At 67.9% G+C, this 22,309-nt stretch carries 21 protein-coding genes; 12 read left to right on the forward strand and 9 right to left on the reverse strand.

The features are described from left to right. Positions 1 to 114 precede the first annotated feature (114 nt). From ABUA37_RS09930 to ABUA37_RS09940, 3 genes are read left to right on the forward strand one after another with little or no spacing between them, the layout of a single operon-like run. Positions 115 to 738 (forward strand): TetR/AcrR family transcriptional regulator, encoded by a 624-nt coding sequence (locus tag ABUA37_RS09930; protein WP_349899027.1) that lies wholly within the window; start codon positions 115 to 117, stop codon positions 736 to 738. A 48-nt stretch (positions 739 to 786) separates the two neighbouring features. Continuing rightward, a complete protein-coding gene (locus ABUA37_RS09935) occupies positions 787 to 2,346 on the forward strand; it encodes a phytoene desaturase family protein (RefSeq protein WP_349899029.1) in 1,560 nt (519 codons plus the stop codon). A 42-nt stretch (positions 2,347 to 2,388) separates the two neighbouring features. Then, entirely contained in the window at positions 2,389 to 3,753 is a 1,365-nt protein-coding gene (locus ABUA37_RS09940; RefSeq protein WP_349899031.1) for an FAD-binding oxidoreductase, read from the forward strand. 72 nt (positions 3,754 to 3,825) lie between these two features. Here the strand turns inward: ABUA37_RS09940 and ABUA37_RS09945 are convergent, their stop codons facing one another. Then, on the reverse strand, positions 3,826 to 4,728 hold the full coding sequence (locus ABUA37_RS09945; RefSeq protein ID WP_349899033.1) for a DNA-3-methyladenine glycosylase family protein: 903 nt from the start codon (positions 4,726 to 4,728) through the stop codon (positions 3,826 to 3,828). Positions 4,729 to 4,777: 49 nt separating this feature from the next. Further along, entirely contained in the window at positions 4,778 to 5,557 is a 780-nt protein-coding gene (locus ABUA37_RS09950; RefSeq protein WP_349899035.1) for an SGNH/GDSL hydrolase family protein, read from the reverse strand. Between the two features lie 32 nt (positions 5,558 to 5,589). Here ABUA37_RS09950 and trhO point away from each other — a divergent pair, with 32 nt between their 5' ends. Beyond that, positions 5,590 to 6,498: an oxygen-dependent tRNA uridine(34) hydroxylase TrhO gene (trhO, locus tag ABUA37_RS09955; protein WP_349899037.1), complete on the forward strand. Its 909-nt coding sequence runs from the start codon at positions 5,590 to 5,592 to the stop codon at positions 6,496 to 6,498. Positions 6,499 to 6,501: 3 nt separating this feature from the next. Here the strand turns inward: trhO and ABUA37_RS09960 are convergent, their stop codons facing one another. Next, positions 6,502 to 7,851 (reverse strand): CoA transferase, encoded by a 1,350-nt coding sequence (locus ABUA37_RS09960; protein ID WP_349899039.1) that lies wholly within the window; start codon positions 7,849 to 7,851, stop codon positions 6,502 to 6,504. Positions 7,852 to 7,944: 93 nt separating this feature from the next. Between ABUA37_RS09960 and ABUA37_RS09965 the strand changes: the two genes are divergently transcribed. From ABUA37_RS09965 to acuI, 7 genes are all read left to right on the forward strand, one after another. Then, complete coding sequence (locus ABUA37_RS09965; RefSeq protein ID WP_349899041.1) at positions 7,945 to 8,430, forward strand: pyridoxamine 5'-phosphate oxidase family protein; 486 nt, start codon at positions 7,945 to 7,947, stop codon at positions 8,428 to 8,430. A gap of 73 nt (positions 8,431 to 8,503) precedes the next feature. Continuing rightward, on the forward strand, positions 8,504 to 9,733 hold the full coding sequence (locus ABUA37_RS09970) for an ROK family transcriptional regulator (RefSeq protein ID WP_349899042.1): 1,230 nt from the start codon (positions 8,504 to 8,506) through the stop codon (positions 9,731 to 9,733). 82 nt (positions 9,734 to 9,815) lie between these two features. Further along, positions 9,816 to 10,904 carry an ABC transporter substrate-binding protein gene (locus ABUA37_RS09975; protein ID WP_349899044.1) on the forward strand — a complete coding sequence of 363 codons (1,089 nt, stop codon included), beginning with the start codon at positions 9,816 to 9,818 and terminating at the stop codon, positions 10,902 to 10,904. A gap of 106 nt (positions 10,905 to 11,010) precedes the next feature. Continuing rightward, positions 11,011 to 11,823 (forward strand): ATP-binding cassette domain-containing protein, encoded by an 813-nt coding sequence (locus ABUA37_RS09980; RefSeq protein WP_349899316.1) that lies wholly within the window; start codon positions 11,011 to 11,013, stop codon positions 11,821 to 11,823. Next, positions 11,820 to 13,073, forward strand: coding sequence for a sugar ABC transporter permease (locus ABUA37_RS09985; RefSeq protein WP_349899045.1), 1,254 nt, complete (start codon positions 11,820 to 11,822; stop codon positions 13,071 to 13,073). Before ABUA37_RS09980 ends, ABUA37_RS09985 begins: the two co-directional genes overlap by 4 nt. Positions 13,074 to 13,138: 65 nt before the next feature. Then, positions 13,139 to 14,164 carry a 6-phosphofructokinase gene (locus tag ABUA37_RS09990; protein ID WP_349899046.1) on the forward strand — a complete coding sequence of 342 codons (1,026 nt, stop codon included), beginning with the start codon at positions 13,139 to 13,141 and terminating at the stop codon, positions 14,162 to 14,164. 57 nt (positions 14,165 to 14,221) lie between these two features. Further along, on the forward strand, positions 14,222 to 15,214 hold the full coding sequence (gene acuI, locus ABUA37_RS09995; protein ID WP_349899048.1) for an acrylyl-CoA reductase (NADPH): 993 nt from the start codon (positions 14,222 to 14,224) through the stop codon (positions 15,212 to 15,214). Positions 15,215 to 15,320: 106 nt separating this feature from the next. Here acuI and ABUA37_RS10000 read toward each other — a convergent pair whose 3' ends face one another. Beyond that, the gene (locus ABUA37_RS10000) at positions 15,321 to 16,562 is read right to left on the reverse strand and encodes an FAD-dependent oxidoreductase (protein WP_349899050.1); all 1,242 of its coding nucleotides are present in this window, start codon (positions 16,560 to 16,562) and stop codon (positions 15,321 to 15,323) included. Positions 16,563 to 16,611: 49 nt separating this feature from the next. Between ABUA37_RS10000 and ABUA37_RS10005 the strand changes: the two genes are divergently transcribed. Continuing rightward, entirely contained in the window at positions 16,612 to 17,013 is a 402-nt protein-coding gene (locus ABUA37_RS10005) for a DUF1304 domain-containing protein (RefSeq protein WP_349899052.1), read from the forward strand. A 3-nt stretch (positions 17,014 to 17,016) separates the two neighbouring features. Here ABUA37_RS10005 and hemL read toward each other — a convergent pair whose 3' ends face one another. The 5 genes from hemL to ABUA37_RS10030 form a co-directional block, all read right to left on the reverse strand. Beyond that, positions 17,017 to 18,369, reverse strand: a complete 1,353-nt coding sequence (hemL, locus tag ABUA37_RS10010) for a glutamate-1-semialdehyde 2,1-aminomutase (protein ID WP_349899317.1) — start codon at positions 18,367 to 18,369, stop codon at positions 17,017 to 17,019. Then, entirely contained in the window at positions 18,369 to 19,313 is a 945-nt protein-coding gene (hemB, locus tag ABUA37_RS10015; RefSeq protein ID WP_349899318.1) for a porphobilinogen synthase, read from the reverse strand. Before hemB ends, hemL begins: the two co-directional genes overlap by 1 nt. A gap of 62 nt (positions 19,314 to 19,375) precedes the next feature. After that, positions 19,376 to 20,158, reverse strand: coding sequence for a uroporphyrinogen-III synthase (locus ABUA37_RS10020; protein ID WP_349899054.1), 783 nt, complete (start codon positions 20,156 to 20,158; stop codon positions 19,376 to 19,378). Continuing rightward, positions 20,155 to 21,057, reverse strand: a complete 903-nt coding sequence (gene hemC, locus ABUA37_RS10025) for a hydroxymethylbilane synthase (RefSeq protein WP_407075375.1) — start codon at positions 21,055 to 21,057, stop codon at positions 20,155 to 20,157. The genes ABUA37_RS10020 and hemC overlap by 4 nt, the downstream gene beginning before the upstream one ends. Before the next feature lie 41 nt (positions 21,058 to 21,098). Beyond that, entirely contained in the window at positions 21,099 to 22,256 is a 1,158-nt protein-coding gene (locus ABUA37_RS10030; protein WP_349899319.1) for a ferrochelatase, read from the reverse strand. Positions 22,257 to 22,309 lie beyond the last annotated feature (53 nt).

A 22,309-nucleotide genomic window follows, 5' to 3' on the forward strand; every position in this document is an offset into this window, starting at 1 on the left:
AACAGGCGCGCGCCACTTCGGGTGTAACGCTACACAGTGTAGTGTTTGGAGGGTAGCAGATCAGCGCACACCGGGCAAGAACACAGGGCAGAATGATGCACGAGAGGTGGTCTGATGGCCAGGAGTACAACGGCGCAGAGACACCGGCCCCGGCAGGATCGCAGTGCCCAGCGCGTCGAACTCATCCTTGACACCACGGCGGCGCTCATCGACGAGGTGGGCTACGGTGCGCTCACCACGGCCCTCATCGCGAGGCGCGCAGACATGTCGGGTCCGGCGATCTATCGCTACTTCACCGATGTCGACTCCATCGCCCTGGCGCTCGCGGCGAGGAACCTCGAACGCTATGTCGAACGGTGCCGGGAATTCCTCGCTCACACGGGCGAGTGGCAGCAGGCCATCGCCGCGGCGATAGACGCCTACGCCGACCTCTTCCGTCACGAGCCCGGCTTCCGGCGCATTCGGCTCGGGGACAGCTTCGCGCAGGACGCGCGCGGCACCCGTTCGAGCAATAAGAACATGCTCGCCCGAGCGGTCAGCGAGCTCTTCGTCGAGGAGTTCGAGGTGCTGCCGCGCACCCAGCTCGTGATGCACGTCGAGGTGATGGTCGAGATCGGCGAATGCCTCATCGCCAGGGCGTTCGACAGCTCGCCGGAGGGCGACCCCTTCTTCCTCGGCGAGTGCGAACGGGTGATGGTGAGCTACCTCGACGAGTACCTCGCGCGACCCATCAGCTGACGCATCCGCCGTACCGGTCGCACTGATTCGGCTGCGTACAATCGCAGCATGGACAGCACAGTCGACGTCGTCATCGTCGGAGGCGGGCACAATGGGCTCGTCGCCGCGGCATACCTGGCCCAGGCGGGTAAGAGCGTCACCCTTCTCGAACGCCTCGAGCACGTGGGAGGCGCGGCCGTGTCCGCCGAGGCTTTCGACGGTGTCGACGCGAGGCTCTCGCGATATTCGTACCTGGTCAGCCTGCTGCCGCAGCGCATCATCGACGAGCTGAAGCTCGACATCCGACTCGAACGCCGCCGCTACTCCTCCTATACCCCGCTGCCTGGCACCGATCGCGGGCTCCTCGTCGACAACGCGGATGCCGCCGCCACGGCAGCGTCCTTCGCTTCCGTCGACGCCGCGGACGATTCACCTCGCTGGCAGCAGTTCTACGCGGGCACGGCCGCTCTCGCCCGCTCCCTTTTTCCCACGGTGTGCGAGCCGCTGCTCACCCGTTCGGAGGCGAAGCGCGCGCTCGGCAACGACGAGCTGTGGGAGTCGCTGATCGAACGACCGATCGGCGAGACGATCGAATCGACGTTCTCGAACGATCTCGTGCGCGGGGTCGTGCTCACCGACGCACTGATTGGCAATTTCGTGCCAGCTCGGGACGAAAGCCTCGCGGCCAACCGCTGCTTCCTCTACCACGTCATCGGAGGCGGAACCGGTGACTGGGACGTGCCCGTCGGCGGCATGGGCTCCGTCACCGGCGAGCTGGCGCGCGCCGCTCGCGAGGCCGGGGCGACTCTGCTCACCTCGGCGGAGGTCACCTCAATCTCCCCGGAGGGCGAGGTGCGCTATCACCTCAACGGCGAGGAGATGAGCATCGCCGCCAGCACGGTGCTCGTCAACGTCGCACCCTATGTTCTCGACCGGCTGCTCACGAGCTCGCCCGCTGGAGCAGCTCGCCCGAAGGGCGCCCAGGTCAAGGTCAACCTCATGCTCAAGCGTCTGCCGCGCCTGCGTGACAGCAGTATCGATCCTGCCGCCGCGTTCGGTGGCACCTTCCACATCAACGAGGGCTACGAGCAGCTGCAGGCGGCATACGAGGCCGCGGGCAGCGGTTCGATTCCGAGCCCATTGCCGAGCGAGATCTACTGCCACTCGCTCACCGACCCGTCCATCCTCTCGCCCGAGCTGCAGGAGGCCGGCGCGCAGACGCTCACGGTCTTCGCCTTGCACGTGCCCGATCGGCTGCTCACGCCAGAGAACAACGACCGGATGCGCGCTGCGCTGCAGCGGGCGGTGCTCGATTCGCTGAACTCGGTACTCGCGGAGCCGATTGAAGACCTGCTGATGACGGATGCCGAGGGTAGACCCTGCATCGAGACCAAGACCACGCTCGACCTCGAGGCGGCGCTGGAGATGCCCGGTGGCAACATCTTCCACGGCCCACTCTCGTGGCCGTTTGTCGAGGAAGACGCCCCGCTGAAGACCCCCGCCGAGCGCTGGGGAGTGGCCACCGCACACGAGCGCATCCTGCTCTGCGGAGCCGGCGCGAGACGCGGCGGAGCGGTCAGCGGTATCGGCGGGCACAACGCCGCGATGGCGGTGCTCGAAGCGGATTGACTGTCGCTCGCAGAACGGCGTTGCCGGGCGCTAACGTTAGCCATGCCCGATTACACAGTCCTTGGTGCGCGCGTCAGCGGCCTCGTCCTCGCCCCCTCCGATTCCGCTTTTGCCGCGAATGTGGCGGGGTTCAACACGGCGGTCACCCAATCGCCCCAGGTCGCCGTGTGTGCGACCACCGCACAGGATGTCGTCGAAGCGGTGCTCTTCGCGCGCGAGCACGGCCTGCCGGTACACGTGCAGTCCACCGGGCACGGCGCCGCCGCTGCCTACACGGAGGGAGTCCTGATCACCACGGGCGGCCTCTCCGAAGTGTCAATCGACCGGGAGACGGGCATCGCCACGCTCGGCGCGGGCGTGCGATGGGGCGCTGTGGTCGAGACCGCGGCCCAGCTGGGTCTCGCGCCGATCTCGGGTTCGTCGACCAATGTCGGCGTCGTCGGCCTCGTCACCGGCGGTGGGCTCGGGCCGCTTTCTCGCAGCCACGGCTTCGCGTCGGACTACGTGCGCGGCTTCACCGTCGTCACCGGCCGCGGTGAACTCGTCGAGGCGACGGCGGACGAGAACCCGGATCTGTTCTGGGCGCTTCGCGGTGGCAAAGGCGGGCTCGGAATCGTCACGGAAGTGCGGGTGCAGCTCGTCGCGCTCAGCGAACTCTATGCGGGAGCCCTGTTCTTCGAGGAACAGCACATCGAGCAGGCCTTCCGCGCCTGGGTGGAATGGACGGCGAGTGCACCAGCCGATGTCACGACGAGCGCCGCTATCTATCGCTTCCCTCCGTTCGACTTCATCCCCGAGCCGCTGCGCGGACGCACGCTGCTCGCCATCCGGTTTGCGTACCCCGGCGCCGCTGCCGAGGGGCAGCGGCTCGCCGAGCCGCTGCGGTCGAGCGCGCCGGTCTACATGGATCAGCTCGGCGTGCTGCCGCCCGCTCAGGTCGCGATGATCCACAGCGACCCCGACGAGCCGGGTGCAGGCTGGGACCGTGGCGTGCTTCTCACCCACGTTGACCAGGACTTCGCTACGGCACTGCTCGCTGAGGCGGGCGCTGGCGTGCACGTCCCGGTTCTCCTCACCGAGGTGCGCCATATCGGCGAAGCGACCCACACGGATGTCGAAGGCGGTTCCGCGGTCGGTGGTCGCACCGGCAACTTCGCCGTCAATCTCATCGGCGCACCGGATGCCTCGCTCTTCGCCGAAGTGCTGCCCTCCGTGACCGACGGGGTGCTCGCGGCCATCCAGCCGTGGCTGTCTCCGGAGATCAACATCAACTTCGCCGGCCGCATCCGCTCGGCCGAGCACTTCGCGAGCGCGTGGCCCGCCGAGACGTTCGCGCGGCTTGCGCGGATACGCAAGCGCTACGACCCCGACCACGTCTTCCCCTACGGCCCAACGCGGTTTGAGTAACGCGCTCAGCGCGCCCAGGCGGGTTGAGTAACGCGCTCAGCGCGTGTATCGAAACCCCCGGCCTCGCCCCACTCAGTGCCCGCGGTGGTCCTGGATCGCCATCCGCGGGCCGAACGCGGGCTTGCGGAATCCGCTCGCGAGCAACAATCGCACCACGCGGTGGCGGTGACCTGCCCACGGTTCGAGCAGTTCCAGCATCCCGTCGTCGTCGACCGGTCGACCGAGCAGCGCCCAGCCCACGAACGCCGCGAGGTGGTAGTCCCCGATGCTCACGTGATCCGGGTCGCCGTGACAGCGCTGCACCGTCTCGGCGGCGGTCCACACGCCTATTCCACTGATCGACCGCATCCGGCTCACCGCCTCGACCGCGGGGACCGAGATTGCCTTCTCCAGCGAGGCCGCGACGGATGCCGCACGCACGACCGTGGCGGAACGCTGCGGGCCGACGCCCAGCCGGTGCCACTCCCACGAGGGGATCCGCTTCCACCCCTCCGCGGTGGGCATGACCCTCATGCCGAGGGGCGCGGGCCCTGGCGGTTCCTCGCCGAACTGCGTCACAAGCCTGCGCCAGCTGCGCAGTGCCTCGACGCTCGTCACCTTCTGTTCGATGATGGCGGGCACGAGAGCGGCGAAGAGTCGCGCGGTGCGGGCGAGGCGCAGCCCCGGCATCCGTCGCCTCGTCTCCACGAGCAGCGAGTTGGCTGAGACGTCGAGCTCAGACCAGTCGTCGTGTGCCCCGAGCAACTCCGGCACGGAAGCCATCGCCCACGCGGCGCCGGGCCCCCACGCGGTTGCCGCGATGCCATCGGCACGGCTGAGGTGCAGCGTCGCGGCGCCCTCGGGCGTGCGCATGGTCAGCCAGACGCTGCCGCCCTCCCAGCGCAGGGTGGGGTCATAGGGGCCGCGGCCGATCGGGCCGAGGGTGCTGCGCAGGTCGACCGGCTCCCGGGGAGCGTACGTCGACTCGAGCTGCATGCAACGAGGCTACGTCACGGCTGCGACAACACCGGCGACGGATGCCGACTCAGGCAGCGCTCGGATCCACCGGTTCGAGAGTGGGAATCTTCGCCGCACGCCCGTCGCCCGAGGAGCGCCCGGTGAGCCGCCGCCCGATCCACGGCAGCACGAACTCGCGATAGTACGCGGAGGTGTTGCGCGAACGGACTCCCGGAGGGGCCGCCGCCACCTCGTCGACGCCCCATTCGGGCGGCACCGGAGCGTCCAGCGCGGTGAGCACGTTGCCGGCGACCCTCGCGTGGCCGAGCGCATTGAGGTGCAGCTTGTCCGCCGACCAGTAGCGGATGTCGCCGAGCCCCTCGTCCGCCCAATTGTCCACGAAGGTCACCGAGTCGCGCGGCTGGCCCGCTCTCACCGCGCGTGCGAGTTGTTCGCCGCGGCGCCGCAGCAGCGAGCCGAGCGGGATGTGCGCCGAGGGGTCACCGCCGCTGATGAAGAGCACGTGCGCTCCAGCGTCGACCGCCGTGCCGACCGCGTCTTCGAGCGTGCGCGCAACATCCGCAATAGCAACCTTGGGCCGCATGATGTCGTTGCCGCCGCCGTTGAGACTGAGCAGTTCGGGCTTCATCTCCAGGGCCGGTTCGAGCTGCTCGGCGAGGATCGGCGCGAGCTTGCGCCCGCGGATGGCGAGGTTGGCATAACGGAAAGGTCCGCCACCCGAGGCCTCGAGTTGCAGTGCCAGACCCAGCGCAACGAGATCGGCCCACCCGCGCAGCCGACCGTCGGGCAACTCATCGCCGAGGCCCTCGGTGAAGCTGTCTCCAATGGCCACGTAACTGCGAAACATGGGTCAACGCTACCCGCGCTTAAACTCGTGCGATGGCCGTTCCCAAGATCCTGCTGTTCTACGTCTTCACGCCGCTCGCCGACCCCGATGCGATCCGGCTGTGGCAGCGCGACCTCTGCGAGTCGCTCGGACTCGGCGGGCGCATCATCCTGTCGAAGGACGGCATGAACGGAACCGTCGGTGGCGAGCTCAAGCAGGTCAAGCGGTACATCAAGAAGACGCGCGAGTACCCGGCGTTCAAAGACATCGACTTCAAGTGGAGCGAGGGACACGGCGGCGACTTCCCGCGCCTCAGCGTGCGGGTGCGCGACGAGTTGGTGAGCTTCGGTGCACCCGGTGAACTGCGCGTCGACGAGAACGGTGTCGTCGGCGGTGGCCAGCGGCTCACTCCCGAGCAGTTGCACGAGCTGGTCGAGTCGAAGGAGGTGACCTTCTTCGATGGCCGAAACCAGATCGAAGCGGCCATTGGGCACTTCAAGGATGCGGTGGTCCCGCAGGTCAGCAACACCCGCGAGTTCATGGCCGAGCTCGACAGCGGGCGGTACGACCATCTCAAGGACAAGCCGGTCGTCACCTACTGCACCGGCGGCATCCGCTGCGAAGTGCTCTCGAGCCTCATGATCAACCGTGGATTTACCGACGTCTACCAACTCGACGGCGGCATCGCCACCTACGGCGAGCGCTTCGGCGACTCCGGTCTGTGGGAGGGTTCGCTCTACGTCTTCGACAACCGGCTCTCCCTGGACTTCACGGATGACGCCGTGACGATCGGACGCTGCTACTCCTGCGGCACCGCGACCAGGCGCACCGTCAATTGCTCGTACTCACCCACGGGGGCGCCCTCCTGCCGTGAGCAGTTCGTCAGCTGCGACGAGCATGCCGCTGCCGCCCTGTGTGATGAGCACGCGACTTCAGCATTCGCGCCCACGGGCTCGGCCTGACGTTCAGGCTCCTTCTGGGTGCCCGGAATCCGCTTCCCAGTACGCCGGGTCGCTTCCCCACGGATGCGCCGGCCACGCGTAGTCGTCGAATTCCACCAGAGCGGGCCTCACCGTTTCCAGGTCTCCGTGCCTCACGGTGAGCCCGGGGCGCCACGCTACGGACTCCCCCCCCGGTGCTCCGCGCTCCGCATCCAGTAGCCAGTGCGCCGTGCGAGCCAGCGAGAGCGACAGCTCCCGCCCGAGCCCATCGCGATCACGCAGGGCGATCGCATCGATGATCGCGGCCGCCGTCAGGTATCCGGTGCCGTGATCGAGCGCCTGAGCGGGAAGAGCACCGGGCCGATCGTCGCTTCCCTCGATGAGCGAGATCCCGGATGCCGCCTGCACTATCGAGTCAAAGCCGCGCCTCGGAGCCCACGGCCCCACCTCGCCCCAGGCGCTGATCCTGGCGACGATCACCCCCGGCGGTGGACGCAGGCCGAAGCGGTCGAGGGACCCCGGGCGATAGCCGCTGAGAAAGACGTCCGCGCCGTCCAGCAGCCGCTGCATCCTCGCGAATCCCGCGCTCGAGTTCAGGTCGACGATGGTGCTGCGCTTCCCCTGACCGTTATCCAGGTGCTGCCATCCGATTTCGGAGGGTTCCGGCGGATCGACCCTGAGCACCTCGGCACCGAGCAGGGCGAGCGTCCTCGACGCCACTGGACCCGCCAACACGCGGGTCAGATCGAGAACGCGGATGCCGGCGAGCGGGAGCCGCGGGGTGCCGCGCCGCGTCTGGGCGACCTCGCCGCCATCGTCGCGGATGCGGGAGGAGACCAACGGGCCCGCCGAGCTCGCGCGACCCGCATCCGAGGCGGCCCACTCTTCCGCCGCGCGCACGCGCACCGCGATGGCGCCGGCGCGTGCTGCGTCATCTTCGATGTCCTGCGCGGGCCGCTCGGCGATCGCCGCCACGATGTCCTCGCGATCCGCGGACGCTCCGAGCCCCAGGAGTGCCAGCAGACGCTGCCGATGATGCGGGTAGTTTCCGTGGGTGCGCACCCAGCCGTCGGCGGCGGCAAAGAAGCCCGAGGAGGGTGCGAAGCCATCCATCGCCTCGCCACCGATTCTGAGCAGCCGATCACTCGCGAAGGCGGCGGCCACGCGCTGCGCGTCGAGCCGCAGCGGCGGTCGCGGAAGCGCGGCGCGACCCTGCGCGCGGCGCTCGGCGGCCATGGCGACAGCGGCGACGGAACCGAGCGCTAGCTGCGCCACCGGCAGGACCGAGTCGAGCGGAAATTCCTCGATCGGCAGCGGGACCTCCCGATGCGGGAGGCCGAGTGCATCGTGGTAGTCGTCAATGAGCGAGCCCATGCCTCGCAGCCTAAAGCGCATCACCGCCGGCTCGGAGCGCCCGTGCCGCAAACTCGGAGGGTCCCTCCAGCTTGCGCGCATAGCTTGCGAAGCATGACTGCTACGAGAGAAGAAATCGACAAGGTCGCCATGCTGGTCAAGAACTCGAAGATCGCACTTCTCACCACGACGACCGCGAGTGGGCAGCTGGTGAGCCGACCGCTGGCCGTTCAGAAAGCCGAATTCGACGGTGATCTGTGGTTCCTCAGTCAGGATCCCTCCGACAAGACGAGCGAGATTGCCGCGAATAACCAGGTGAACGTCGCGATGGAGTCGGGCAAGGGCTTCCTCTCTATTGCGGGGACCGCGTCGGTGCTGCACGACCGAACGAAGATCGATGAACTCTGGTCGCCGATGGTCGAGGCCTGGTTTCCGAACGGCAAGGAAGACGACTCCGTCGCCGTGATCAAGGTGACCGCGGATGCGGCAGAGTACTGGTCGGCCGACGAACCGAAGCCGGTTACCCTGCTCAAGATCGCAGCGGCCACGGTCACGGGCAAGCGCCCGGACATCGGCGGCAACGAGACCGTCACGCTCTAATACCCGGCGGCCGACCGCCGCCGATTTCGGCTCTCATACTGCCCTCCGCGAGGCGGCCATGTATGGTGATGCCGTGAGCAACCTGAGGGCCACGCCGGGGTCCCAAACTTCACTTCGTGAAGCCAACCGAGGCAGAATCGTGGATGCCGTGAAGCATCACGGTGGTCTCACGCAGGTAGAACTCGCCGGCGTCACGGGCCTGTCGCCCGCCACGGTGTCGAACATCGTGAAGGAACTGTCGGCATCCGGCGTGCTTCACACGACCCCCACCTCGCGCAGCGGCAGGCGCGCCCAGCACGTCACGCTGGCCCACGCGCTGGGGCTCGTCGCGGGTATCCATATCTCGGCGAGGCACATGTGGGTGGCCCTTTCCGACGTCGCCAACGTCGTCGTCGCGGAGCACCACATGCCGCTCGCGAAGGATCATCGCGCCGACAACGAGCTCGATCGAGCGGCCAGGATGATCGCGGACATGCTCGAGTCCGTCGAGGCGAGCTTCGACGACATCCTTGCCGTCGGCATCGCGCTTCCCGCGCCCATCCGCTCCGACAACGGGCGCATCGCGCGCACTGGACTGCTGCGCGGCTGGGACGGTCTGCCGATCGCAGACCTCATGGCCCGGCGCACGATGCGCCCCGTTTTCGTGGACAACGACGCGAATCTGGGCGCCCTAGCCGAGCTTCACAGCGGCGCGGCGCGGGGCAAGGAGAGCGCCCTGTACGTTGACGTGTCCCACGGCATCGGCGCGGGCCTCATCCTGAATGGCAGGGTCTATCGCGGACACAGCCGTGGGGCGGGCGAGTTCGGGCACGTGACCATCGTCGAGAACGGTCCGCTCTGCCGCTGCGGTAACCGCGGCTGCCTCGAAGCCCTGGCCGGAGGCCCGGCGATTCTGGAGAGCGTGCGAGCAACCGCCGGGGCGATCAAACTTCAGGACGTCGTCATTCGCGCCCTGACCGGGGACCCACACTGCATCAGGGCAATAGCGGATGCGGGCAGGCACATAGGCATCGCTGTCGCGGGCATCTGCAACCTGCTCGACCCGGAACACGTCGTCATCGGCGGGGACCTCGGCAAGGCTGGTGAGCTTCTGCTCGGGCCGCTCCGCCACAGCATGGAACGTTCGGTGCTCTGGGAACCGAACGAATTACCGGATGTTGTGCAGGGCCAACTCGGGGAACGCGCGGCGCTCATGGGGGCGATCATGTACGCAGTTGAGCGCGCCACGATACGTGGGGATGACGTCGACGCGAGATCCGTCGGACTGTCGCAATCGGCTATGTCACAATTGCGAAAAGCTTGAGTTCAAGACTTGACGCCAAGAACTCTGAGTGACAGGCTCATGCCAGCCGCCAAAGAAGGCGTTCCACTAGAGAGGTTTTTCAATGAAGATAGCCATCAAGAGGGCAGTTGTCGTCACAGCAACTCTTCTGCTCACGGCAGGCACTCTCGCAGCCTGTTCGTCCAACTCCGGTTCGGGAGATAACTCCTCCGGCAAGTCCTCAGCGAAGATCGGTCTGCTGCTGCCTGACTCCGTGACCGCGCGCTACGCGAGCGCAGACAAGCCACTGTTCGAAGCAAAGATCAAGGAACTGTGCGCCGACTGCACGGTCATCTACCAGAACGCCGACGGCGACGCAGCCAAGCAGCAGCAGCAGGCCGAGTCGATGTTGACGCAGGGCGTCAAGGTGCTCGTGCTCGACCCGTTCGACGGCAAGGCAGCACAGAGCATCGTCGCAGAGGCAAACGCCAAGAAGGTCCCGGTCATCTCCTACGACCGTCTGATCGCCGGTGGCAAGGCCAACCTGTACATCTCCTTCGACAACGAGAAGGTCGGCGAGCTCCAGGCGACCGCGCTCGTCGAGAAGCTGAAGGCCGACGGGGTTCCCGCGGGCAGCGGCATCGTGATGATCAATGGTTCCCCGACCGACAACAACGCGTCGCAGTTCAAGAAGGGCGCGCACTCGGTCATCGACAAGAGCGGCTACAAGGTGCTCTCGGAGTTCGACACACCCGGCTGGACCCCTGCCGACGCTCAGGCCTGGATGGACGGCCAGATCACCAAGTTCGGTGCTGACAAGATCACCGGCGTCTACGCGGCAAACGACGGCGTTGGTGGAGCAGCAATCGCATCGCTCCAGGCCGCTGGTGTCACCAAGCTGCCGCCGGTCACGGGACAGGATGCATCCCTCGCGGGCGTGCAGAACATCCTCGCCGGCACGCAGTACATGACCGTCTACAAGGCGTTCAAGCCCGAGGCAGAAGCTGCGGCACAGGCCGCAGTTGACCTGATCAATGGCAAGAAGCCGAAGAGCGACACGACCACGGACGGCGTCCCCTCCGTTCTGCTGAACCCTGTCGCGGTCACCGTCGACAAGATTCAGTCCACGGTCGTAGCCGACGGGCTGTACAAGGCATCCGAGATCTGCACCACGCAGTACGCGGACGCTTGCGCGAAGGCCGGAATCAAGTAAGTACCACCTAGCAAAGGCCGATCGGGAGCTGCGCGTGCAGCGGCTCCCGATCGGCTGTACTTTGTCCTCACCGTAACCGGTGAAAAATCAAGGAGATATCGTGACGATGGAGTCAACCGCCCAGGCGCGGACCAACCCGCATGGTGAACCCGTTCTGTCCCTGCGTGGCATCAGCAAGGGCTTCGGCGCCGTTCAGGCCCTCAGCGGCATCGACCTCGACATCTATGCTGGCGAGGTCGTCGCCATCGTCGGCGACAACGGAGCGGGGAAATCGACGCTCGTCAAGATTCTCGCGGGAGTCCATCCCGCCGACGCGGGCACTATCAGCTTCCAGGATCGAGTGGTCTCCATCCCGAGTCCTGCGGTGTCGCGGGAACTCGGCATAGCCACGGTGTTCCAGGATCTCGCTCTGTGCGACAACCTCGACGTCGTCTCCAATCTCTTCCTCGGCCGCGAAATCGGCACCCTCGCGCTCGACGAGGTCGAGATGGAAGAACGCAGCTGGACGCTGCTTCGCCAACTCTCCGCAAAGATCCCCTCCGTGCGACTCGCGGTGGCCTCCCTCTCCGGTGGTCAGCGACAGACGGTCGCCATCGCCCGCTCCCTCATCGGTGACCCCACCGTGGTCATCCTCGACGAACCCACGGCCGCCCTGGGCGTTGCCCAGACAGCAGAGGTGCTCAACCTGGTCGAGAGGCTGCGCGAGCGCGGCCTCGGCGTGGTGCTCATCAGCCACAACATGGCGGATGTTCAGGCCGTCGCCGATCGCGTCGTCGTGCTGCGCCTCGGTCGCAACAACGGAGAGTTCTTGGTCTCCGACGTCAGCTATGAAGAGATCATCGCCGCCATCACCGGCGCAACCGACAACGTCGTCACCCGCAGGGCCGCCGGACAGAACAAGGAAGAGAGCAAGTCATGACGGAGTCGACCCCCACAACGTCATCGGTCGCCATAGACCAACAGGATGAGCGCCTCATCAGCTCGTCGGGCGTCGGCGGCGCGATCCGCGCCTTCGTCAGCCGCGTTCGCAACGGTGACCTCGGTTCGCTGCCCGTCGTCGTCGGACTGATCATCATCTGGGTTGTCTTCCAGATTCTCAACTCCGACTTCCTCTCCTCCAACAACCTCGTCAACCTCGCGCTGCAGTGCGCCGCGACGGGAATGATCGCCGTCGGCGTCGTGCTCGTGCTTCTGCTCGCCCAGATCGATCTCTCTGTGGGCTCCGTGAGTGGCCTCGCAGCGGCGATTCTCGGTGTGGGCATGACCAGGCTCGGCTGGCCGGTGTCCGTGGCGATTGGCGTCGCTCTGGCGGCAGGCATCGCGATCGGACTGCTCTACGCCTTCCTCTTTGTGCGTTTCGGCGTGCCCAGCTTCGTCATCACCCTCGCAGGCTTGCTCGGCTTCCTCGGGCTGCAGCTGTGGATCCTGGGACCCAACGGCTCGATCAACATCCCGTTCGAGTCCTGGGTCGTGCAATTCGCCCAGCAGAGCTTCCTCCCTCCGATCGTGGCCTACGCCCTCGCGGCGATCGCGGCGATCGCGTACGGGCTGTCGGGCTATCTCTCGGCGAGGCGCCGCAAGGCCCACGGGCTGTCCTTCACGTCTCCGATCGAGACGATCGTCAAGAGCGTTCTGTTGTTCGTGGTGCTTGCTGCCGCCGCGTGGTACCTCAACACCGACCGCGGGGTTGGCGTCTCCTTCCTCCTCTTCATCGTCGTCGTGATCGTCATGAACTACGCACTGCGTCGCACGAAGTGGGGCCGCTCGGTCTACGCCGTCGGCGGCAACGTCGAGGCGGCTCGCAGGGCCGGTATCAATGTCAACCGCATCTACATCTCGGTCTTCGCACTCTCCTCCTTGTTCGCGGCCCTCGGCGGCTTGCTCGCTGCGGCTCGACTCACCTCCGCGAGCCTGAGTAGCGGTGGCGGCGACGTCAACCTGAACGCGATCGCAGCCGCGGTCATCGGTGGAACGAGCCTCTTTGGTGGGCGCGGAAGCGCGTTCTCCGCACTCCTCGGTATCCTCGTCATCCAGTCCATCTCGAGCGGCCTCACGCTGCTGAGCCTCGGCTCCCCGGAGCGCTACATGATCACCGGTGCGGTCCTGCTGCTCGCCGTGATCATCGACTCGCTGTCGCGTCGTTCCCGGGCCTCGCACGGACGCGCATAACTGCGCAAGAGGCCACGCGGATGGGCGTGGCGAAAGAACCCTGAAATTTACGGAATGATGGTGCCATGACGATTGGCATCCTCACGAGTGGCGGCGACTGTCCAGGGCTCAACGCGGTCATCCGCGGTGCGGTTCTCAAGGGAACCCAGATCTATGGGCAGGAGTTCGTGGGCTTCCGCGACGGCTGGCGCGGTGTCGTGGAAGGCGACGTCGTTCCGCTCGTGCGGAAGGACATCCAGGGCATCGGCAAGCAGGGCGGCACGATCCTCGGCACCTCCCGCACCAACCCCTTCGAGGGCAACGGCGGCGCCGAGAACGTGCAGGCCACAATGGAGCGCCTCGGCGTCGACTCGCTCATCGCGATCGGTGGCGAGGGAACGCTTGCCGCCGCGAAGCGGCTGACGGATGCCGGCATCAAGATCGTGGGCGTGCCGAAGACCGTAGACAACGACCTCTCGGCCACCGACTACACCTTCGGCTTCGACACCGCCGTGCAGATCGCGACGGATGCCATGGATCGCCTGCGCACCACCGGCGACTCGCACGGCCGGTGCATGGTCGCCGAAGTGATGGGCCGCCACGTCGGCTGGATCGCCCTGCACTCCGGTATGGCCGCGGGCGCGCACGCCATCCTCATCCCCGAGCACCGCACGAGCATGGAGCAGATCGCTGAGTGGGTGCAGTCCGTTCGCGACCGCGGCCGCGCGCCACTCGTCGTCGTGGCGGAGGGGTTCAAGCTCGATACGATGGATGACGCCCACTCCGAGCGCGGGCTCGACGCCTTCGGACGACCGCGCCTCGGCGGCATCGGCGACCTGCTCGCGCCCGAGATCGAGGCACGCACCGGCATCGAGACGCGCGCGACGACGCTCGGCCACATCCAGCGCGGTGGAACGCCGACCGCCTACGACCGCGTGCTCGCGACCCGCTACGGCCTGGCCGCGGTCGACGCCGTCATGGACCAGCTGTGGGGCCGCATGGTCTCGCTCAGCGGCACCCACATCACCCACGTCGCCTTCGAAGACGCGCTCGGCACGCTCAACACGGTGCCGCAGTCCCGCTACGACGAGGCCGCCATCCTCTTCGGCTGACGCCGCTCGCCCTCCCCGCCCTCCCGTTTGCGTTCACCCTGCGGGTAGCGTGGAAGGATGTTTCGCGCACTGTGGGTGAGCAAGGGTGACGCCGCTGTCACGACCGAGGTGACCGAGCTGACGGATGACGACCTCATGCCCGGCGACGTCACGATCGACGTCGAATACTCGAGCCTCAATTACAAGGATGCGCTCGCGATCGCGGGCAGGCCGGGCGTCATCAGGCAGTACCCGCTCGTGCCGGGCATCGACCTGGTGGGCACTGTGGCGGCATCCGAGGACCCGCGGTGGATCTCGGGCGATCGGGTGATCCTCAACGGCTGGGGCATCGGCGAGACGCATCACGGTGGTCTCGCGGAGCGGGCACGGGTGAACGGCGACTGGCTCGTGAGGCTTCCGCAGGGCATCGACGCGGCTCGGGCCGCGGGCATCGGCACCGCGGGATACACCGCGATGCTCGCCGTGCTTGCACTCGAGCGCGCGGGTATCGTCGGGGGCGAGACACCGGGCCGCGACATCCTGGTCACCGGCGCGGCGGGCGGAGTCGGCTCGGTCGCGATCGCGCTGCTCGCCCGACTCGGCGCCCACGTGGTCGCCTCGACCGGTCGCACCGAGGAAGCCGAGTACCTCCGCCGGCTGGGCGCATCCGAGGTCATCGATCGGGCGACACTGTCGGAGCCCGGCAAGCCGCTGCAGTCGCAGCACTGGGCCGGGGCGATCGACTCAGTGGGCGGCTCGACGCTCGCGAACGTGCTCGCGCAGACGTCATACGGCGGCACCGTCGCCAGCTGTGGGCTCGCGCAGAGCGCGGAGTTGCCTACCACGGTCATGCCGTTCATCCTGCGGGCCGTCACGCTCACCGGTATCAACTCGGTGCTCGCGCCACGGGAGCTGCGCGAGGAGGCCTGGGCGCGGCTCGAGTCCGACCTCGACCAGAGTCTGCTCGACGGCATGACCTCGACGATCGGGCTCACGGATGCCGCGGCTCGGGCAGAGGACGTGCTCGCCGGCCGGGTGCGCGGCCGTCTCGTCGTCGACGTTCACGGGTAACTCGGTCAGCTGCGGCCGATGATGCGCCCGTGCGTCAACGATGCGCGCGTTACAGCGGCCGCATCGATAACAAGGCCCAGCATTGTCGCGAAGGTGAGGCGGGCCGTCAGTGCGCCGAGAGCCGCTGCAGCTCGCGCGACACGCGTTCCGGCCGGAATCCCCGCCCGACCAGCCGAGCGGCGAGGCGCTGCACGATCGGAAGCGCGATCTTCAGCAGCAGTCGCGTGCGCCGAGGAAGCGGAGTGGGAAGCGCGACCCCGGAGCCCGGGCGCGCAATGGTCTTGTGCAGGAGCAACTGGATCGGCTGAATTCGCTTCACCGGCCACAGCCTGCGGCGCTGCACTCGCGCGAGTTCCCGCTCCGACACCCTGCCCCCCAGCAGCGGCACCGTCAGGTAGTTGGCGGCGGCCACGGCATCCTGAATCGCGTAGTTGACCCCGACGCCGAACGCCGGCGACATCGCGTGCGCCGCGTCGCCGATGCAGAGGAAGCTCGGCTGATACCAGCGGTCGAGTCGATTGACCTGCACCGACAGGAGCTTCACCTGATCCCAGTCGGCGATGGTCGGCACCACCGGCTCGAGGAACGCGGCAGTGTCGACGAGGCGCTGGCGGAACGCATCCAACCCGCCCTGTCGAATCTCATCGAAGCCGCCCTTGGGGATGATGAGCCCGGCCTGAAAATGGTCACCGCGCGGAATGGTGATCACCATCGAGTGCCGATCGATGTAGCCGAGCGTGGCCGGTGGGGAGTTCTGCGGCTTCGGCAGCGTGAACCAGAGCACGTCGATCCCCACGCCGAAATCTTCGGCGACGAGACCGGATGCCTCCCGCACCACGGAGGAGCGGCCGTCGGCGGCGACGGTGAGGTCGGCGCGAATCTCGAGCGGGCCGTCGACATCCGTTGCGGTGACCCCCACGATTCTTTCGCCCTCGCGCAGCAGTCCGGTGACCTCGGTACTCATCAGCAGCGTGAAGTTCGGGTGCTTCGCCGCCTCCGTCGAAATGAAGTAGAGGAAGTCCCACTGCGGCATGAGCGCGAGGAAGCGGGTGCCCTTGTGCAGCCGGCTGAAGTCGACGGGGCGGATGCGGTTGCCGCTGACCACGATGTCGAGCGTTTCGATATCGTCGTGCGGCAGTTCGAGAAAGCGCTCCTTGAGCCCGAGCTGGTCGAGCAGATCGATGGTCGAGGGGTGGATGGTGTCGCCGCGGAAATCACGCAGGAAGTCGGCGTGCTTCTCCAGCACCACGACCTTGACGCCTGCGCGCGCGAGCAGAAATCCGAGCATGAGGCCGGCCGGGCCGCCACCCGCGATGCAGCACTGGGCCCTCAGCATTCTGGCGGTCATCCGCTAAGCCTCTCGTCCGCCTCCGCGATTGCATGCAACACTACCGAGCATGCACTCTGTCCTGCTCGTGATCGGATCGATCGTTATCTTTCTCGCCGCGGCGTTCCACGTCTACGTCTTCTTTCTCGAGAGCGTGACCTGGCGCACGCCGAAGACGTGGAAGGCCTTCGGTCTGCCGAGCCAGGAGCACGCCGACATCATCCGCCCGATGGCCTTCAATCAGGGCTTCTACAACCTGTTCCTCGCGCTCGGTGCGCTCGTCGGGCTGGCGCTCCTCGGCGTATCGACCACCGTTGCGGTGACGCTCATGATGTTCGCGGCGCTCAGCATGGTGGGCGCCGGCATCGTGCTGTTCTTCAGCCTGCCGACCTCGCGACGGGCGGCGCTGCTACAGGCGGGGCCGCCGCTCGTGGGAACGCTGTTCTTGCTGTTCGCGGTCGTATCGCGCTGAGCTTCACGCAGCCGGATGCGCGGCGGCGGCCGCACGAGCGGCAGCGGGCGCGGCATCCAGGATGCGGGAGACAGCCGCGTCGTCATGCGCGGCCGAGACGAACCAGGCCTCGAAGACCGAGGGCGGCAGGTTGACTCCGGCATCGAGCATCGCGTGGAAGAACGGCGGGTAGCGGAAGGTCTGCTGCGCCTTCGCATCCACGTAGTTGCGCAGCGGCACAGGCGAGAAAGCGAAGGAGAAGAGGTTGCCCGCGCGCTGCACGCTGTGCTCCACGCCCTCAGCGGCGAGCGCGGCGGAGACCCCCTCGGCCAGCCGGTCGGCGGTGGCGTTCAGTCGCTCGTACACGGCAGCATCCGCCGCGCGAAGCGTCGCGATGCCGGCCGCAACGGCGACGGGATTGCCACTGAGCGTGCCCGCCTGGTAGACCGGGCCGAGCGGGGCGAGCAGGTCCATGATGTCCGCGCGACCACCGAGCGCTGCGAGCGGCATTCCGCCGCCGATGACCTTGCCGAAGGTGTAAAGGTCCGGCTGCCAGCCGGCGCCGTCGGGCACGACCCGAGAGGCTTCGAGGCCCCACCAACCCGCACTGCCCACACGGAATCCGGTGAGCACCTCGTCGAGGATGAGCAGCGCGCCATTCTCGCGGGTGATGCGCGAGAGCGCGCGGTTGAAGCCGCGGGCGGGCGGCACGACCCCCATGTTCGCGGATGCCGCCTCCACGATCACCGCAGCGATGCGGTCGCCGTGCTGCGCGAACGTCTCGCGCACCGCGTCGAGGTCGTTGTAGGGCAGCACGAGGGTCTGCGCCGCGGTCGCCGCCGTGACTCCGGCCGAACCGGGCATCGCGAGCGTCGCGACGCCAGACCCGGACTCCGCAAGGAGCGCGTCGGAGTGGCCGTGGTAGTGGCCGGCGAACTTCACCAGGAGGTCGCGGCCGGTCGCGCCGCGGGCCAGGCGGATCGCGGTCATGGTGGCCTCGGTGCCGGTGGAGACGAGGCGAAGCTTCTCGACGCCGCGCTGCTCGGAGCCGTCTTGCTGCGTGACGGAGATCCGCTCCCGGATGAGCTCGGCGAGCTCGGTCTCGCCCGGGGTCGAGGCTCCGAACGAGAGCCCGCGCGCGGCCGCGTCCTGCACGGCCTTCACGACGTCCGGATGCGCGTGACCGAGAATCGCGGGGCCCCAGGAACTGACGAGGTCCACGTAGTCGCGGCCCTCGGCATCCGTCACGTAGGCGCCGCTCGCCGACACGAGGAACCGCGGCGTGCCACCGACCGAGCCGTAGGCGCGCACGGGCGAGTTCACCCCGCCGGGGATGGAGAGCTTGGCCCTCGTGAAGAAGGTCTCGTTCGCGCCCATCAGCGCAGCCACCCGGCCAGCTCGGTGGCCCAGTAGGTGAGCACGGCGTCGGCACCGGCACGACGGATGCCGACCACGGATTCCTCGATCGCCCTGCGGCGGTCGATCCATCCGTTCGCCGCGGCGGCCTCGATCATTGCGTACTCCCCGGACACCTGGTACGCCCACACCGGCACCGCGCTCGTTGCGGCGGCGTCAGCGAGCACGTCGAGATAGCTCATCGCGGGCTTCACCATCACGATGTCGGCGCCCTCCTCGACGTCGAGCAACACCTCGCGCAGTCCCTCGCGCCGATTGCCCGGGTCGAGCTGGTACGTGCGGCGATCTCCGACGAGCGAGGAATCGACGGCCTCGCGGAACGGCCCGTAGAAGGCGGAGGCGTACTTCGCCGCGTAACCGAGTATGGCGGTGTCGGCGAATCCGCCGTCATCGAGGGCCTCGCGCACGGCGCGCACCTGGCCGTCCATCATGCCGCTGAGTCCGAGAACCTGGGATCCAGCGCTCGCCTGGGCAATGGCCATGTCGCGGTAGCGCAGCAGCGTGGCGTCGTTGTCGACGACCACGTTCCCTGAGCCTGTCGAAGGGACCGCGAGCACTCCGCAGTGCCCATGGTCGGTGAACTCGTCAAGGCAGAGGTCGGTCTGCACGACGAGCGCGTCCCCGGCCTCGGCGACTACGGCGCGCGTCGCGACGTTCAGGATGCCGTTTTCGTCGGTGGCGCCCGAGCCGATCGCGTCCTTGGTCTCGGGAATGCCGAACAGCATCACGCCGCCGACGCCCGCAGCCGCAGCCTCCGACACCGCGCGACGCAGGCTGTCGAGGGAGTGCTGCTGCACGCCGGGCATCGAGCCGATCGCGGCAGGCTCGCTCGCGCCCTCCCGCACGAACAGCGGCAGGATCAATTCGGCCGGATGAACGCGGGTCTCCGACACCAGCCGCCGCATCGCCGCGGTGCTGCGCAGCCGACGCGGGCGGATGCCGTTGGTCCAGTCGCGAGGATCGGCCATCAGGCGTCGCTTCCGCTTGCGTGCGCACTCGTGACATGGTCGACGAGGCCTTCGACGAGCGAGGCAACGGAGCGATCTTCGGCGATAACGTCGACCCTGAGCCCCGCCGCTCGGGCGTCGAAGGCGGTGCGCGGACCAATGCAGGCGACGACCGTGCCCTCGGGCAGCGGCGCGAGCTGCGCCTCCACCTGGCGGGCGACGCTGCCGGAGGTGACGAGCACCGCGCCGATCCGCCCGGAGGCGACATCCGCGGCAACCTGCTCCGAAACGGATACGCCGACCGTGCGGTAGGCGGCCACGAATTCGACCTCCAAGCCGAGCTTTGCGAGGCCAGCCACGAGCACGGGCTCCGCGATGTCGGACTGCGGGATGAGCACGGTGCCGACGATCTCGGACTGCGGCCACTCCTTGACGAGCCCACGCGCCGAATTATCGTCCGGTACGAAATCCACCCGATAGCCAGCGAGGATGAGAGCCGCGCTCGTGGTCTCACCGACGGCCGCGATCCGCGTATTCTCGGGGATCGTGACCTGTTGGCTCATGAGAACGTCGACGGTCGTGGCGCTCGTGATGACGAGCCAGTCGAAGCTGCCGCGCTCGAGTCGCTTGAGCGCGTGCTCGAGCGTCGCGTGGTCGGGCGTGCTCGCGAAGTTGATCATCGGTGCAATCACCGGAACCGCGCCGTGCGAGCGCAGCGTCGCGGCAACCCCGTCGCCCCACTTGCCGCCGCGCGGAACGAGCACCCGCCAGCCGGCGAGCGGCTTGGCGGAGCGGGGCGTCATGCTGTGCCGCCGAAAGTCGTGAGTTCGGCTGCGCCGTTCTTCAGCAGTTCATCGGCCACGCGAGCACCCAGCTCTGCGGGCAGCGCGGCTCGTTCTGCCGCGGTTCCCTCGACCACGAGCGCGTGCGAGCTGGTCAGCGAGCGTTGCCCGTCGTCGGCGTAGACGGTGGCGGAGAGGAACAGCATCTCGCCGTCGAGAACAGCGGATGCGCCTACCGGAGCGGAGCATCCGGCCTGCAGGCTCGCGAGCACGGCGCGCTCCGCGAGCGCGGCCATACGGCTCGGACCGTGATCGATGGCGCGCAGCACGGAACCGAGCTCGGCGGAGTGCTCGGCGAGCGTCTCGATTGCGAGAGCGCCCTGTGCGGGCGCGGTGGGCCAGCGCGACAGTTCGAATAGTTCTGAAGCGGCGTCGATCCGGCCGAGCCTGCCGAGACCGGCGGCGGCAAGCACCACGGCGTCGAGGTCGCCCTCGGCGACGCGGCCGAGCCGGGTGTCGACGTTGCCTCGGATGTCGACGACCTCGACGTCGGGCCGGGCGAGCCGCAACTGGGCCGAACGGCGCGGGGCGCCCGTGCCGATGCGCGAGCCCGCGGGCAGCGCTTCGAGGGACATGAGATCGCGACCGCAGAAGGCGTCGCGCGCATCCGCTCGCTTGGGCACGGCGGCGACGGTGAGGCCGGGGTAGTCAGCGGTCGGCAGGTCTTTGAACGAGTGCACGAGGAGGTCACAGTCGCCGGCGAGGAGGGCCTCGCGCAGCGCGCTCGCGAACACACCCGTGCCGCCGAGGGACGCGAGCGACTCGGTTGAGTGGTCGCCGTGCGTGGCGATCGGAACGAGCTCGACCTCGAGTCCGGATGCCTTGGCCACCCTGTCCGCAATGAGACCCGTCTGCGCCATCGCGAGAGCGCTGCCGCGGGTGCCGATGCGGATCGCGGCGCTCACGGTGCCACTCCGGCGAGCGCGGGCTTGAATCCGAGGCGCACGTTCTCGCAGCAGCCGGGGCGGCACACGTCGTACCAGGGGCCGAACTCGGTCATCGCCGGGCGGTCGGCCACGGGTACGCCGTCACGGCGTTCGAGCACGAGATCGACGAGCCCCGAAACGTAGGCGGCGTGGGTGCCGGGAGTGGGAACCCGCAGGGCCAGGATGCCGAGCTCGGCCGCGGTCTCCATGGCCTCGGTGTCGAGGTCCCACTTGACTTCCATGTGGTCGGAGACGAAGCCGAGTGGCACGATGACGACGACCTTGATCCCCTTCGCCGCGAGGTCGCGCATCGCGTCGTTGACATCGGGAGCGAGCCACGGGCTCGTCGGCGGGCCGGACCGGCTCTGGTAGACGAGGTCCCATCCGATCTCACCGAAACCAGCGGCGCCGGCAGCCATCACGACCTCCGCAACCGCGAGATGCTGCGCGGCGTACGCGCCGCCCTCGCCGAAGTCGCGGTCGCGCGGACCACTGCGTTCGGCATCCGGAGTGGGGATGCTGTGGGTGGAGAACAGCACGTGCGTCTCGTGCGGCGCGATGCCCTGGTCCGCCACCTCTGTCAGCGCCCGCTGCACGCCCTCGATGAACGGGGTGACGAAACCGGGGTGGTCGAAGAACTGGCGCACCTTGTCGATCTGAATGACGCCCGCGAGGCCGGTGTCTGCGAGCGCCTGCGCGTAGTCTTCGCGGTACTGGCGGCAACTGGAGTACGAGCTGTAGGCACTCGTGCCGATCGCGATCAGCCGCGTGAACCCGCGCTCGTTCGCCTCGGTGAGCGCGTCACTGAGATACGGATGCCAGTTGCGGTTTCCCCACAGCACCGGCAGCTCGATGCCGCGGTGCGCGAGTTCCGCCTCGAGCGCTGCCTTGAGCTCGCGATTCTGGTCGTTGATGGGGCTGATTCCACCGAACGCCCGGTAGTGGTGGGCCACCTCTTCGAGTCGCTCCTCGGGGATGCCGCGCCCGCGCGTGACGTTGCGCAGAAAGGGGATGACATCGTCCTGACCCTCTGGACCGCCGAAGGAGGCGAGCAGGATCGCGTCGTACGCGGTCGGCTCCGTCACGTGCTCCGGACCGGATGCCGCGGCAGCGGTCGCCCCCGGGACGACGATGTCGAGACGGTCGCCGGCGTTCGCTACTCCACCAGCGGCGAGCGGCGAATCGG

The organism is Parafrigoribacterium soli (genome assembly GCF_040227235.1).
GTDB classification, from domain to species: Bacteria; Actinomycetota; Actinomycetes; order Actinomycetales; family Microbacteriaceae; genus Parafrigoribacterium_A; species Parafrigoribacterium_A soli.